We start from the raw sequence: 13,911 nt of genomic DNA, 5'->3' as shown, positions 1-13,911 counted from the left end.
CAAAAGTCAAAGATGGTCAGAGGGTGGTGGAGATGAGAAACATATCTGATGTAATCGAACAGTATTTGAAGCAAGTGCTGAAGGAAAGTCAGGCAGAAGCGATTGAAATCAAACGACAAGATATCGCGAAACGTTTTGAATGTGTTCCGTCTCAAATCAACTATGTCATCAATACACGTTTTACGGTCGAAAAAGGCTACCTTGTAGAAAGTAAGCGAGGCGGGGGCGGTTATATTCGAATTCGTCGCGTCATTCTTCATGAGAAACAAGACTTGCTGACGAGTTTAATGGATATTTTACAAGACCATCCTCGCCTTACGGAACAACTTGTTGAAAACATTTTGATCCGTTTATTTGAAGAAGGTATGTTGAGCGAGCGGGATGTCCGTTTACTGTACCACTTGTTGTCCGACGAAACGCTCGGCTTCAACGCCGACGACCGCTATCTGATTCGAAGACAGCAACTACTCGCCCTGATGAAGCTACTTAGTTATCACTGACGGAGGCTTAAGACATGTTATGCGAACGGTGTAAACGGCGTCCTGCCGTCAATGAAGTCGTTATGTTGGAAAACGGGGTCCCAGTCGAACGAAAACTATGTCGGAACTGTACAGCCGAAGTGATGGCCGGTTACGTTCCTGTCGTGAAGCGGTGTCCAACTTGCCAGATGACACAGAGCGAGGTGACGCACCTCAGAAAAGCGGGCTGCGCTTCATGTTACACAGTTTTCCGTGAAGAGTTGATTAAAATGACACGTCAGTACCAGCAAGGGCACGACCATCATGTCGGTTCGGTACCTGACGCGTTACGCACACCGGATGAGCGAATCGGCGAACGTCTTGTAAAGTTAGCAGGGGAGTTAGAACGGGCCGTCGAACAAGAAGATTATGAACGAGCGGCACGAATCAAAAAAGAAATGACGCAACTGAAAGGGCAAGGTGAGGCGTGATGGAGACATTCCTCAAACATCCGCTCGGTCCAAAAATGAAAGAACGGGCCAAGCTTGATGATCTTGTCATCTCGACACGAATTCGTTTGGCACGTAATTTAAAAGACACCGTCTTTTCTCCTACATTGTATCAAGAAGGACAGCGACAGCTATGCGAACGTATCGAGACGGCCTTGGGCGGCTTACAAGGCTTTGAATATCTGCATATGCGCGCCTATGATCAAGTGACGCGGCAAGCTCTCGTCGAAAAGCATTTGATCAGCCCGACGATTGCGGAAAAAGATGAGAGTGCTGTTTTCCTGAGTGAAGACGAGACGATTAGCGTGTTGATTAACGAAGAAGATCATTTGCGCATCCAAACGTTGCTTCCCGGCTATCAAGTCCAAGAAGCGTTCGAACTTGCGAAACGAGTCGACGCGCTCTGTGGTGAGTCGCTCCCATACGCTTTCGATGAAGAGCTTGGCTATTTGACGACGTGTCCGAGCAACATCGGTACCGGACTTCGCGCATCGGTCATGCTTCACCTGCCGGGTCTGACGTTAACGGGACGAATAACTCCTATATTAGTAGAACTTCGCAAACGCGGATACACGATTCGAGGACGTTACGGAGAAGGCAGTGACGCAGCCGGGCGTTTGTTCCAGTTATCGAATCAACGGACGCTTGGCAGCGATGAATCGCAGCTGTTATCTGATTTTATGGAAATTACAGAACAAATCGTCCACGCGGAACGTCAAGCCCGAGAACAGCTCCTAGCCAGTAACCAAGATGAATTGGAAGATCAGTTTTATCGTTCTTACGGGATTTTACGTTATTCCAAATTATTGTCGTCGACAGAGGCGATTGAACGGTTATCCGATTTACATTTAGCGAGTGACCTCGGTATTTTGTCCGACTGGAGTCCACCGCAGTTTCATGATTTGATCGTCCGCCTACAATCAGGTTTCCTACAAAAACATTTCGGGAAAACATTATCTACGAAAGAACGAGATCGCGAACGAGCGACTCTCGTACGTCGAACGTTAGATCATGGTTTAGTTTGATCCAACTTTAAGGAGGTTTTGTCAATGATGTTTGGTCGATTTACAGAACGAGCTCAACGCGTATTAGCTTTAGCACAAGAGGAAGCGGTACGACTTGGCCATCATAATATTGGTACGGAACATATCTTGCTCGGACTTGTCCGTGAAGGTGAAGGGATTGCTGCCAAAGCGTTGTTCGCCCTCGGTCTAACTTCTGAGAAGATTCAACAAGAAGTCGAGGCGCTGATTGGCCGTGGTTCTGAGAACGGGTCGACAATCCACTACACGCCGCGTGCGAAAAAAGTCATCGAGCTCTCGATGGATGAAGCCCGTAAACTCGGTCATTCTTACGTCGGGACAGAGCATATTTTACTCGGATTGATTCGTGAAGGCGAAGGCGTCGCTGCCCGCGTCTTGAACAACCTCGGTATCAGCTTGACGAAAGCACGGCAACAAGTGCTTCAACTCCTAGGGAACACGGAATCGTCGTCAAACGCATCACAACCAGGTACAAGCGCTGCGACACCGACACTTGATGGCTTGGCCCGCGACTTGACGCAACAAGCGCGTGAGTCACGTCTCGACCCTGTTATCGGCCGTGCCGGTGAAATCCAACGGGTCATCGAAGTGTTGTCTCGCCGGACGAAGAACAACCCGGTCTTGATTGGAGAGCCAGGTGTCGGTAAGACGGCAGTTGTCGAAGGACTCGCGCAACAGATCATCAACAATGAAGTGCCGGAGACGCTTCGCAACAAACGCGTCATGGTGCTTGACATGGGTACGCTCGTCGCGGGAACGAAATACCGCGGTGAGTTTGAAGACCGATTGAAAAAAGTCATGGACGAGATTCGCCAGGCCGGCAACGTCATTCTCTTCATCGACGAGTTACACACGTTGATTGGGGCGGGTGGAGCCGAAGGGGCGATCGATGCTTCGAACATCTTGAAACCGTCGCTCGCTCGAGGTGAGCTCCAATGTATCGGTGCAACAACGCTTGACGAGTACCGGAAATACATTGAGAAGGATGCCGCACTCGAACGCCGCTTCCAACCGATTCAAGTGAATGAGCCGACGACGGACCAGGCTGAACAGATTTTGTTCGGTTTGCGTGACCGCTATGAGGCTCACCACCGTGTCACAATTACGGATGAGGCGATTCATGAAGCGGTTGTCTTATCTGACCGCTATATTTCGGACCGGTTCCTTCCAGACAAAGCGATCGACCTCGTCGACGAAGCGGCTTCGAAAGTTCGCCTTCGTTCATTCACGGCTCCGCCGAACTTAAAAGAGCTTGAAGCACGTCTCGAATCGATTCGTAAAGAAAAAGATTCGGCCGTCCAGAGCCAAGAGTTTGAAAAAGCGGCTTCGCTTCGTGATACAGAACAGAAGCTTCGCGATGAACTCGAGCACCTCAAATCAGAATGGCAGAACAAGCAAGGCAATGAAAAGCTTGAAGTGACGAAAGAAGATATCGCCCAAGTCGTCGCAAGCTGGACGGGTGTGCCGGTGACAAAAATTGCCGAAGAGGAGACAGACCGTCTCCTCAAGCTCGAATCGATCTTACACGGTCGGGTCATCGGTCAAGATGAAGCCGTCAAATCAATCTCGCGGGCGATCCGCCGGGCCCGGGCCGGACTGAAAGATCCAAAACGTCCGATCGGTTCATTCGTTTTCCTCGGACCGACCGGTGTCGGGAAAACGGAACTAGCGCGTGCTGTAGCTGAGGCGCTCTTCGGTGACGAGGATGCGATCATCCGAATCGACATGTCGGAGTATATGGAAAAACATGCGACGAGCCGTCTCGTCGGATCACCTCCGGGGTATGTCGGATACGAAGAAGGCGGTCAGTTGACGGAGAAAGTTCGTCGTAAGCCATACTCGGTCATCTTGCTTGATGAGATTGAAAAAGCTCACCCTGAAGTGTTCAACATCTTGCTCCAAGTGCTCGATGACGGGCGTCTGACCGACTCGAAAGGTCGTACGGTCGACTTCCGCAACACGGTCATCATCATGACGTCAAACGTCGGTGCGGCCGCACTTAAACGGAACAAATATGTCGGTTTCACCGTCGAAGATGACGTGAAACGTGAATATACGGAAATGAAAGATAAAGTCATGGAAGAATTGAAGAAAGCGTTCCGACCTGAGTTCTTGAACCGGATCGACGAGATCACCGTCTTCCATTCGCTTCAAAAAGAGCATATCCAAGAAATCGTCAAACTTATGGCGAAGACGCTCACAGATCGACTTGGCGAGCAAGGCATCGATTTCACTTTGACGGAATCGGCGCTTGAGAAGATTGCCGTAGTTGGTTATGACCCTGAGTACGGGGCTCGTCCGCTCCGCCGTGCGCTCCAGCGCGAGGTGGAAGACCGACTCTCAGAATCGATGCTCAGCGGGGAGATCACGAAAGGCAGTAAAGTGGCTCTCGATGTTCAAGACGGTGAATTCATCGTCCGCAACGAAGGTGTCGTCCAGTAAATACGGAGCTCCCTCTCTCTTGTGAGGGGGCTTTTTTAGACAGAAGGGAATAACATGGCAAAAATTAAAACGAAGTACGTATGTCAGTCTTGTGGCTATGAATCCGCAAAATGGATGGGCCGTTGCCCAGGATGTAACGAGTGGAACACGCTCGTCGAAGAATTTGTTGAAGAAAAGAAAGCGAAACGGGGAGCTGCGTTCGTCCATAGCTCGTCGCGACAACTGAAGCCAGAGCGTCTCTCAGACGTCGTTTCCCAAGAAGAAACACGTGTGCATACGAACAGTCAAGAGTTCGACCGGGTGCTCGGGGGCGGAATCGTCCCGGGCTCGCTCGTCCTCGTCGGTGGGGACCCGGGGATCGGGAAGTCGACAATTCTCCTGCAAGTGAGTGCACATCTCGCCCACAGCGGTCGGAAAGTGCTATATATTTCCGGGGAAGAATCGTTGAAACAGACAAAGTTGCGCGCGGAACGACTCGGATTGCCGACGCAGGATTTATACGTTCTCGCCGAGACGGACATGCTCATGATCGAACGGGTCATCGATGAAGAGGAACCCGGGTTCGTCATTATCGACTCGATTCAGACGGTATACATGGATGAAATCCAATCGGCGCCAGGCAGCGTCGCCCAAGTACGGGAATGTACAGCTGCGCTCATGAAAATTGCGAAGACACGAGGGGTCGCCGTCTTTATCGTCGGCCACGTGACGAAGCAAGGATCGATTGCCGGACCGCGTCTGCTCGAGCATATGGTGGACGCTGTTCTGTATTTTGAAGGAGAACGTCACCACACGTTCCGGATTTTACGGGCCGTCAAAAACCGGTTCGGTTCGACGAACGAGATTGGAATATTCGAGATGAAAGAAGGCGGTCTTGAGGAAGTGCTCAACCCGTCAGAGATTTTCCTCGAAGAACGGACCGCGGGCGTCTCAGGCTCGACGGTCGTCGCATCGATGGAAGGGACGCGGACGGTACTCGTTGAGCTGCAAGCACTCATTTCCCCGACGTCGTTCGGGAACCCGCGCCGGATGGCAACGGGAATCGATCAAAATCGGGTCGCTCTTCTCATGGCCGTGCTGGAGAAACGTTCGGGTCTCTTGCTTCAAACGCAAGACGCTTATTTGAAGGCGGCGGGCGGAGTCAAGCTCGATGAACCGGCAATCGATTTGGCGATTTGTATTTCGATTGCCTCAAGTTTCCGGGACCGTCCGACTCGTCCGACCGATGTCTGCATCGGCGAGGTCGGATTGACCGGAGAAGTGCGCCGTGTGTCACGGATTGAGCAACGTGTCGCGGAAGCGGCCAAGCTCGGTTTCACGCGTGCGATCATTCCGAAGAATAATCTAGGAGGCTGGACCGCCCCGCCTGGTATCGACGTGGTCGGTGTCAGTACTGTCGATGAAGCGCTCCAACTTGCCATCCCGTTCTGACGGGGCGCTTCCGGCAGTTTTTAACGCTTTGTAACGAACGGATTTAAAAGAACCGTGTTACAATATAAGTGTTATTTTTTTGAAATTTTAATTCAATAGAAGGAGGTGGAATGAGTGAAGATTGCAGTGCGACTCGGATTTATTTTGATTGGACTCGTCGTCGGATGGTTTGGCATGATCGAAGCGATGGTGCTTCTTGATGACCTCGGTGTCAGCGTGCCGGCATGGTTGACGATTCCTTACGTTGCTAGTTTGATTGGTGGACTTATCTTCTTCATTCTCAGTTTATTTTTGACCGATGTGATCGTCAAATTTATCCGTTTTGTCGAAGAACGGCTCGTCCGTTTACCGGTCGGCGATATTTTATTCGGCTCGATCGGATTGATCATCGGTTTATTGATTGCCTTTTTGATCAGTGTATCGCTTGAGGTCACAGGCATCTTCTTACTCAGTAAGATTGTACCGATTTTTGTGACTGCCCTGTTCGGTTACTTTGGATTTGCCGTTGGTTACCGGAAGCGGAACGAATGGATCAAGTTGTTCGTGAAAAGTGAACGGGACAAGCCGGAAGCGGAACCATTACGCCGCTCGAACGATAAAATATTAGATACAAGCGTAATCATCGATGGTCGGATCGCCGATATTTCGAAGACCGGATTCATCGAAGGGACACTCATCGTTCCTCAGTTCGTCATCGGAGAGTTGCAGTACATCGCCGACTCGTCGGATACGCTTAAACGGAATCGAGGCCGACGCGGTCTGGATATTTTAAAAGAGCTCCAAAACAACGATCGAATCGAGGTCGAGATTTACGATGGTGACTTTGAAGACGTGGCCGAAGTCGATATTAAATTGATCAAGCTCGCCGAGTTAAAAAAAGGCATCGTCGTGACGAACGATTACAACTTGAATAAAGTGTGTGAGGTCCGAAACGTACCGGTGCTCAACATTAATGATTTGGCCAACTCGGTCAAACAGATTGTTATTCCTGGAGAAGAGATGGTCGTGACGGTCATCAAAGAAGGGAAAGAACAGAACCAAGGGGTCGCTTATCTTGAAGACGGGACGATGGTCGTCGTCGAAGGCGGACGCAAGCTCATCTCGAAGACGCTTCCTGTCGTCGTGACGAGCGTACTCCAAACATCCGCGGGCCGAATGATTTTTGCTCGCCCTGAATAAGTATGGAAAAAGAGACGCATCAGCGCTCTCTTTTTTCACGAAGAGAGGTGAACGTGATGGTACGTTACACGGTCGTCATCCCGGCTGCCGGGAAAGGCAAGCGCATGGGAGCCGATGAGAACAAGTTGATGTTGTCGCTCCAAGGAAAACCGATCATCGTCTGGACCGTCGAGGCGTTTGCGAGAGACACATGGTGTGAACAGATTGTTTTGGCGATTCGTCCGGAAGAAGAAGCCTGGTTCGCGCATGAGTTACGTCACGTCCCGACGCCGATTACGTACGTGGCAGGCGGGGAAGAACGGCAACAGAGTGTTCGAGCCGGTTTACAGATAATCGACACGGACGGAGTTGTGTTGATCCATGACGGGGCCCGGCCGTTCGTTCGAATCAGTCAGTTGCATCAAGTGGCGGAAGCGGCTCAGACGAAAGGGGCCATTTTAGCCGTTCCTGTGAAAGATACGGTGAAACAAGTGACCGCGGGGACGATTACGCAAACTGTTCCCCGTGAGACGCTTTGGCTCGCTCAGACACCACAAGCGTTTCCTGCGGCTGACATCCGTGCGATTCATGATCAGGCGGAATCATCCCGATTCGTCGGGACCGATGATGCTAGCTTGTTCGAGTGGTCAGGTAAAGAAGTCACCGTCATTCCAGGTGACTATCACAACATAAAAATGACGACCCCCGAGGATTTGTTGTTCGGGGAAGCGATCTTGACGAAGGAGGACTATCGATGAGAATCGGACAAGGTTTTGATGTACATGCGTTCGCAGAAGGGCGTCCGCTTATATTAGGAGGGATCGAGATTCCTCACGACCGCGGTTTGCTTGGACACTCGGATGCCGACGTGTTGCTTCACACCATCGCGGATGCGGCGCTCGGTGCCATCGCGGCAGGGGATATCGGCAAACACTTTCCGGATACGGATCCCGATTTTAAAGATGCAGACTCGAAAGTGTTGCTCCAACACGTATGGCAACTCGTCAAGGCAGAAGGGTATGTGCTCGGCAACGTAGACGCGACCGTTATGGCGGAACGGCCGAAGCTCCGGACGTATATCGATGACATGCGCGCGGTCATCGCTGAACTGCTTGAAGCTGATATTAGCCAAGTGAACGTGAAAGCGACGACGACGGAGCGGTTAGGTTTCACGGGGCGTGAAGAAGGAATCGCCGCCCAGGCGGTCATCTTGCTCAACCGTGCTTGAAAAAAGTGGTATACTATTTGGGCAGAAGAGAAGAAAGGTGGAAATATTATGAGTGAAGTGCGTGTACGCTATGCGCCAAGTCCGACGGGTCACCTTCATATCGGGAACGCCCGGACCGCGCTATTTAACTATTTATATGCTCGCCACGCAGGTGGGAAAATGATTCTTCGGATCGAGGACACGGATCAAAAACGAAACGTCGAGAACGGTGTCGAAAGTCAGATGAAGTACTTGGAATGGCTCGGTATCGACTGGGATGAAGGTCCGGGTCGCGATGGCGATTACGGTCCATATTTCCAAATGGAACGACTCGACCTCTACAACAAATACGTGAACGAGTTGATGGACAAAGGGCTCGCTTATAAATGCTACATGACGTCAGAAGAACTCGAAGCGGAGCGCGAGGCACAGATCGCACGCGGTGAAGCACCACGCTACTCGGGAGCACATCGCGACTTGAGCGACGCTGAGCGCTCGACGTTCGAAGCCGAAGGACGGAAGCCGTCGATTCGGATTCGAGTGCCAGAACAGGTTACGTACAAATGGACAGATGTTGTCAAAGGCGACGTTTCGTTCGAGTCGAAAGACTTCGGAGACTGGGTCATCGTCAAGCAAGACGGGATTCCGACGTACAACTTTGCCGTCGTCGTCGATGACTACTTGATGAAAATCAGCCACGTGTTGCGTGGCGATGACCATATCGCGAACACACCGAAACAGATGATGGTATACGATGCGCTCGGATGGGACTATCCGACGTTCGGTCACATGACATTGATCTATAACGAGAACCATAAGAAGCTCTCGAAACGTGATGAGTCGATCATCCAGTTCATCGAGCAATATGCAGATCTCGGATATCTCCCTGGTGCGCTCTTCAACTTCATCTCGCTTCTCGGTTGGTCTCCAGTCGGTGAAGAGGAAATCTTCACGAAAGAAGCGTTTATCGACATGTTCGACGCTGGACGTTTATCGAAGAGTCCGGCCGTATTCGATCAGCATAAACTCGCTTGGATCAACAGTGTTTACATGAAGCAGGCTTCGCTTGACGAAGTGGTGGCACTCAGTTTACCATTCTTACAAGAAGCAGGACGATTGCCTGAAGCCTTGTCAATGGAAGAGGCGGACTGGGCCACAGCGCTCATCGCCCTTTATAAAGAACAAATGACACACGGTGCCGAAATTGTACCGTTGACAGACTTGTTCTTTAAAGACGAGGTCGAGTATGACGAGGCGGCGAACGCGGTGCTTGCCGGCGAAACGGTGCCGGCTGTACTCGCTGAGTTTAAAACGCAACTCGAGGCGATCGAAGACTTCACACCGGAAGCTGTCAAAGCGGCTACGAAGGCCACTCAAAAAGCGACTGGTCAAAAAGGAAAGAACTTGTTCATGCCAATCCGCGTCGCCACGACCGGACAAACACATGGACCAGAACTTCCAAACGCGATTGCGCTGATTGGCAAAGAGCGTGTGTTGGCACGTCTCACAACATTATTAGCTTAAAGGCAACGATGAGGAAAGTAAGCGGGTTGACACTTGTCAGAGACTAGAACCTAGGCTGGAAGTTCTAGAAGGGTCCCCCGTCGAAGTGCACCTCGGAGCCGTTCCGGCGATATGTAGTCGGGACCGCGACTCGGCGTTAACGAGACTTGAGAGGGGAACTTTCCCAAACAGAGTGGAACCGCGCTTACGGCGTCTCTGTGCCTTGGCACAGGGGCGTCTTTGTTTTTGATATGGAAAAGGAGAACAATTATGGGATTTTGGAAAAGTGTGAGCGCCGACATCCGGAACGTGATCGAACTCGATCCGGCTGCCCGGTCGAAAGCAGAAGTGATATTGACGTATCCTGGACTTCATGCCTTGTGGTCGCATCGGATCGCGCATGGGTTGTGGACGCGCAATATTAAACTATTGGCTAAATTGGTCGCACAGTGGAGTCGTTGGGTGACCGGGATTGAGATTCATCCCGGTGCCATTATCGGCGAAGGTGTCTTTATCGACCACGGATTCGGGATTGTCATCGGAGAGACGGCGATCATCGGCAACAACGTCACCATCTATCAAGGCGTGACGCTCGGCGGAACCGGCAAAGAAAAAGGAAAGCGGCATCCGACCATCGGGAACGATGTGCTCATCTCGGCCGGCGCGAAAGTGCTCGGTAATATCACGATTGGCGATTGCGTCAAAATCGGGGCCAGTTCGGTCGTTTTAAAAGATGTCCCGTCAGACTCGACCGTCGTCGGGATCCCGGGACGTGTCGTCATCCGCAACGGGGAGCGGGTCAAACAACACGACCTCGACCATCGCTTACCGGACCCGGATCGTGAATGCCAAGAGCGGTTAGAGAACGCCGTGGCTGATTTGGAACGTAAGTTAGCATCACTCGAGAAACAGATGGAGGAGAAGTCACATGATTCAGTTTTACAACAGCCTCACGAATAAGAAAGAACCGTTCAACCCAATCGTTCCTGGGAAAGTGTCCATGTACGTATGCGGACCGACCGTCTATAATTATATTCACGTCGGAAACGCCCGTCCGGCCATCGCATTCGACACGGTACGGCGCTATTTGACATACCGAGGCTACGACGTGAAGTACGTCCTCAACTTTACCGATGTGGATGATAAGATCATCCGTACGGCGAATGAGCTCGGTGAAGATGTCGGAACGCTGACGAACCGCTATATCGACGCTTATTTGGCGGATACGGGTGCGTTGAACGTCTTGCCGGCGGACGTGCATCCACGTGTCACCGACACGATGGAGGAAATCATCGACTTTATCCGTAACTTAGAGGATGAAGGCTACGCCTACGCGTCAGAAGGCGATGTCTATTTCCGGACGCGTAAGTTTGAAGAGTATGGCAAGCTCAGCCAACAGTCTATTGAAGACCTTCGGGCCGGGTCACGTGTCGACGTCGGGGAGAAGAAGGAAGACCCGCTCGACTTCGTGCTTTGGAAAGCGGCTAAACCAGATGAACCGGCTTGGGACAGCCCTTGGGGACAAGGACGCCCCGGCTGGCATATCGAATGCTCGGCCATGGCGAAGAAGCACCTCGGCAAAACGATCGACATTCACGCAGGCGGGCACGACCTCAAATTCCCGCATCACGAGAATGAGATTGCGCAGTCTGAGGCGTGCAACCATACGAAGTTTGCGAACTACTGGCTCCACAACGGCTTCATCAACATCGAGAACGAGAAGATGTCGAAATCACTCGGGAATTTCCTGCTCGTCCACGAGGCGTTAAAAGAAGTCGACGCGATGGTGCTCCGTTTCTTCATGTTATCGGTCCACTACCGTCATCCGATCAACTATAGCCGCGAGCTGATCAATCAGGCCGCGAACGGATGGGACCGGATCAAGGAAGCGTACCATAACGTCGAACACCGTCTGTCGGTCACGGCCGGTCTCGTTGAACCGAGCGAGGCGATGGAGCGAAAACTTGCGACGGTGAAAGCAGCATTTATCGAAGCGATGGATGATGATATCAACACGGCGAACGCCGTGACAGTATTGTTTGATTTAGCAAAAGAGGCAAACATCTACGCCAAAGCAGACCATGTCTCGAAAGATACGCTCGAGCAAGTGCTCGACTTGTTCAAGGAATTGACGGGCGTGCTCGGGTTGACGATTGAAGTGGAAACAGAACTACTCGACGCCGAGATCGATCAGTTAATTCTCGAGCGGAATACGGCCCGAGCAGAGCGTAACTTTGCCCGTGCCGACGAAATCCGTGACTTGTTGAAACAACAGAACATCCAGCTCGAAGATACGGCGCAAGGCGTACGGTGGAAACGGTCATGACGAATGCGAATCAACTAAACGCGCTCGCCCTCGCTTATATGGGCGACGCAGTGTATGAGATGGCGGTACGAAAACGACTGCTCGGCAAAGGGTTGACGCGACCGAACGACCTCCATCGCGGGGCCGTCCGTTACGTGAACGCAACCGCGCAAGCGAGCGTCGTCACCCACTGGTTAGAGACGGGTATCTTGAGAGAGGACGAGACAGCGATCGTCCGGCGCGGTAAAAATGCGAAATCAGGGTCGATCCCGAAACGCACCGACGTCCACACGTACCGCTACTCGACAGCTTTTGAGGCATTGATCGGCTACACATATCTAATAGAAAGAAGGGATCGTCTTGAAGAACTCATCGAACAGGCACTCACATGGCTCGAAACCGAGCAACCCGAAACGACATGACGGAGGACGAGCGAACGACAAGCGTTCGTTCGACCGTCCGAGAGGCGAACGGGGCGACCGTCCGCATCGTCAAAAGCCGGAACGCCCGGACTATCAAGAAGTTGACGTCCTTGAAGAAGGCATCGATTTCTTATATGGACGCAATCCAGTAATCGAGGCGCTTCGGAGCGGACGGGATATGAACAAAGTCTTTATCATGGAAGGGCAGCACAAAGGGCCTCTCGCCCAAATTATCGGCATGGCCAATGAGGCCTCGGTACAGATCTCGTTCGTCCCGAAGACGAAGCTTGAAAAAATGGCGGGCAGTGAACACCATCAAGGCGTCGTCGCGGCCGTCGCGGCTTACGAGTATAAGACGCTTGACGATATGTTCGCGCTGGCCGAGTCTAAAGGGGAGACACCGCTCTTTATTTTGCTCGATGAGCTAGAGGACCCGCACAACTTGGGATCGATTTTACGGACAGCTGACGCGGTCGGTGCCCATGGAGTCATCATTCCGAAACGGCGCTCGGTCGGCTTGACGCAAACCGTCGCGAAAGCCTCGACGGGAGCGATTGAATATATCCCGGTCGCGCGTGTCACGAACTTGACGCGGACGCTCGAAGAATTGAAAGAAAAAGGGATGTGGATCGTCGGAACTGACGCGAGTGAGAGTCAAGACTATCGTCGGCTCGATGGAAACATGCCACTCGTCGTCGTCATCGGCAGCGAAGGGAAAGGTATGGGCCGTCTCGTGCGCGAGGCGTGTGACTTCCTCGTCCATATGCCGATGGTTGGTCATGTCACGTCGCTCAACGCTTCGGTCGCGGCCGCACTTCTTCTGTATGAGGTGCATCGCTCTCGTAATCCGTTATCATGAGCCTGAAAAAGCGAGAATTACTCCTCGTCGATGGCTATAACATCATTGGGGCGTGGCCGCATCTGCGAAAACTGCGGGACATTGACTTCGATCAAGCTCGAAATGACTTGATTGAAGCGATGGCCGAGTATCAGGCCGCCACAGGCCGCACGGTGACGGTCGTCTTTGATGCCCACATGCGCTATGGGCGCGAATCGATCCAGAAGCGGAGCCGGGTCGAGGTCGTCTATACGAAGGAGAACGAAACGGCGGATGAGTGGATCGAACGTCGGGCCCATGAACTCGTGGACGATCGTTTAGTGACGTTATTCGTCGCCACAAACGATTTTACCGAGCAATGGGTCATCTTCGGTCAAGGTGCCCTCCGTGTCCCGGCGACCGAACTATTAAAGGATTGGAAGCAAGCGAAAGTGGCGATTGAGCAAGAGCGTCAGACGCTCGCGAGCGACCGGTCCAACCGAAAAACAATCGATATCCCGCCCGACGTCATGGCCCGTTTTGAAGAAATGCGGCGCCGCAAGTCGAACGGTGAGGATTCTCACTGACGAGTTCATACAATGGACTCGTTTTTTTG

The 13,911-nt window shown here is 52.1% G+C and carries 14 protein-coding genes and 1 other annotated feature; all 14 genes read left to right on the top strand.

The features are described 5' to 3' along the window. Positions 1-32: 32 nt before the first annotated feature. The 14 genes from A6395_RS08500 (at position 33) to A6395_RS08435 (ending at position 13,882) form a co-directional block, all read left to right on the top strand. Positions 33-500 carry a CtsR family transcriptional regulator gene (locus tag A6395_RS08500; protein ID WP_071398674.1) on the top strand — a complete coding sequence of 156 codons (468 nt, stop codon included), beginning with the start codon at positions 33-35 and terminating at the stop codon, positions 498-500. A 14-nt stretch (positions 501-514) separates the two neighbouring features. Next, complete coding sequence (locus tag A6395_RS08495; RefSeq protein ID WP_071398673.1) at positions 515-949, top strand: UvrB/UvrC motif-containing protein; 435 nt, start codon at positions 515-517, stop codon at positions 947-949. After that, positions 949-1,992, top strand: a complete 1,044-nt coding sequence (locus A6395_RS08490) for a protein arginine kinase (protein WP_071398672.1) — start codon at positions 949-951, stop codon at positions 1,990-1,992. Before A6395_RS08495 ends, A6395_RS08490 begins: the two co-directional genes overlap by 1 nt. 24 nt (positions 1,993-2,016) lie before the next feature. Then, entirely contained in the window at positions 2,017-4,452 is a 2,436-nt protein-coding gene (locus tag A6395_RS08485) for an ATP-dependent Clp protease ATP-binding subunit (RefSeq protein WP_071398671.1), read from the top strand. A gap of 54 nt (positions 4,453-4,506) precedes the next feature. Then, positions 4,507-5,883, top strand: a complete 1,377-nt coding sequence (gene radA / locus A6395_RS08480; RefSeq protein WP_070329261.1) for a DNA repair protein RadA — start codon at positions 4,507-4,509, stop codon at positions 5,881-5,883. 114 nt (positions 5,884-5,997) lie between these two features. Continuing rightward, positions 5,998-7,062 carry a PIN/TRAM domain-containing protein gene (locus A6395_RS08475; RefSeq protein WP_070329260.1) on the top strand — a complete coding sequence of 355 codons (1,065 nt, stop codon included), beginning with the start codon at positions 5,998-6,000 and terminating at the stop codon, positions 7,060-7,062. A gap of 56 nt (positions 7,063-7,118) precedes the next feature. Continuing rightward, positions 7,119-7,799, top strand: a complete 681-nt coding sequence (ispD, locus tag A6395_RS08470; protein WP_071398670.1) for a 2-C-methyl-D-erythritol 4-phosphate cytidylyltransferase — start codon at positions 7,119-7,121, stop codon at positions 7,797-7,799. Beyond that, positions 7,796-8,269, top strand: coding sequence for a 2-C-methyl-D-erythritol 2,4-cyclodiphosphate synthase (gene ispF, locus A6395_RS08465; RefSeq protein WP_070329258.1), 474 nt, complete (start codon positions 7,796-7,798; stop codon positions 8,267-8,269). The genes ispD and ispF overlap by 4 nt, the downstream gene beginning before the upstream one ends. A 45-nt stretch (positions 8,270-8,314) precedes the next feature. Beyond that, a complete protein-coding gene (gene gltX, locus A6395_RS08460; protein WP_173647384.1) occupies positions 8,315-9,772 on the top strand; it encodes a glutamate--tRNA ligase in 1,458 nt (485 codons plus the stop codon). Further along, positions 9,769-9,972 (top strand) — a binding site (T-box leader). (Overlaps the previous gene by 4 nt.) 49 nt (positions 9,973-10,021) lie before the next feature. Continuing rightward, positions 10,022-10,711, top strand: coding sequence for a serine O-acetyltransferase (gene cysE, locus A6395_RS08455; protein WP_071398668.1), 690 nt, complete (start codon positions 10,022-10,024; stop codon positions 10,709-10,711). Then, complete coding sequence (cysS, locus tag A6395_RS08450; RefSeq protein ID WP_071398667.1) at positions 10,680-12,077, top strand: cysteine--tRNA ligase; 1,398 nt, start codon at positions 10,680-10,682, stop codon at positions 12,075-12,077. Before cysE ends, cysS begins: the two co-directional genes overlap by 32 nt. Continuing rightward, positions 12,074-12,478, top strand: a complete 405-nt coding sequence (locus tag A6395_RS08445; protein ID WP_071398666.1) for a Mini-ribonuclease 3 — start codon at positions 12,074-12,076, stop codon at positions 12,476-12,478. The genes cysS and A6395_RS08445 overlap by 4 nt, the downstream gene beginning before the upstream one ends. 121 nt (positions 12,479-12,599) lie before the next feature. Further along, positions 12,600-13,337 (top strand): 23S rRNA (guanosine(2251)-2'-O)-methyltransferase RlmB, encoded by a 738-nt coding sequence (rlmB, locus tag A6395_RS08440; RefSeq protein ID WP_035386115.1) that lies wholly within the window; start codon positions 12,600-12,602, stop codon positions 13,335-13,337. Then, positions 13,334-13,882: a YacP-like NYN domain-containing protein gene (locus A6395_RS08435; RefSeq protein ID WP_071398665.1), complete on the top strand. Its 549-nt coding sequence runs from the start codon at positions 13,334-13,336 to the stop codon at positions 13,880-13,882. Before rlmB ends, A6395_RS08435 begins: the two co-directional genes overlap by 4 nt. Positions 13,883-13,911: the final 29 nt, after the last annotated feature.

The sequence above is a fragment of the Exiguobacterium sp. SH31 genome, assembly GCF_001816105.1.
Lineage (GTDB): Bacteria > Bacillota > Bacilli > Exiguobacteriales > Exiguobacteriaceae > Exiguobacterium > Exiguobacterium aurantiacum_A.
Note: the sequence above shows the minus strand (reverse complement) of the source record. Positions and strands in the feature narration are given on the sequence as shown.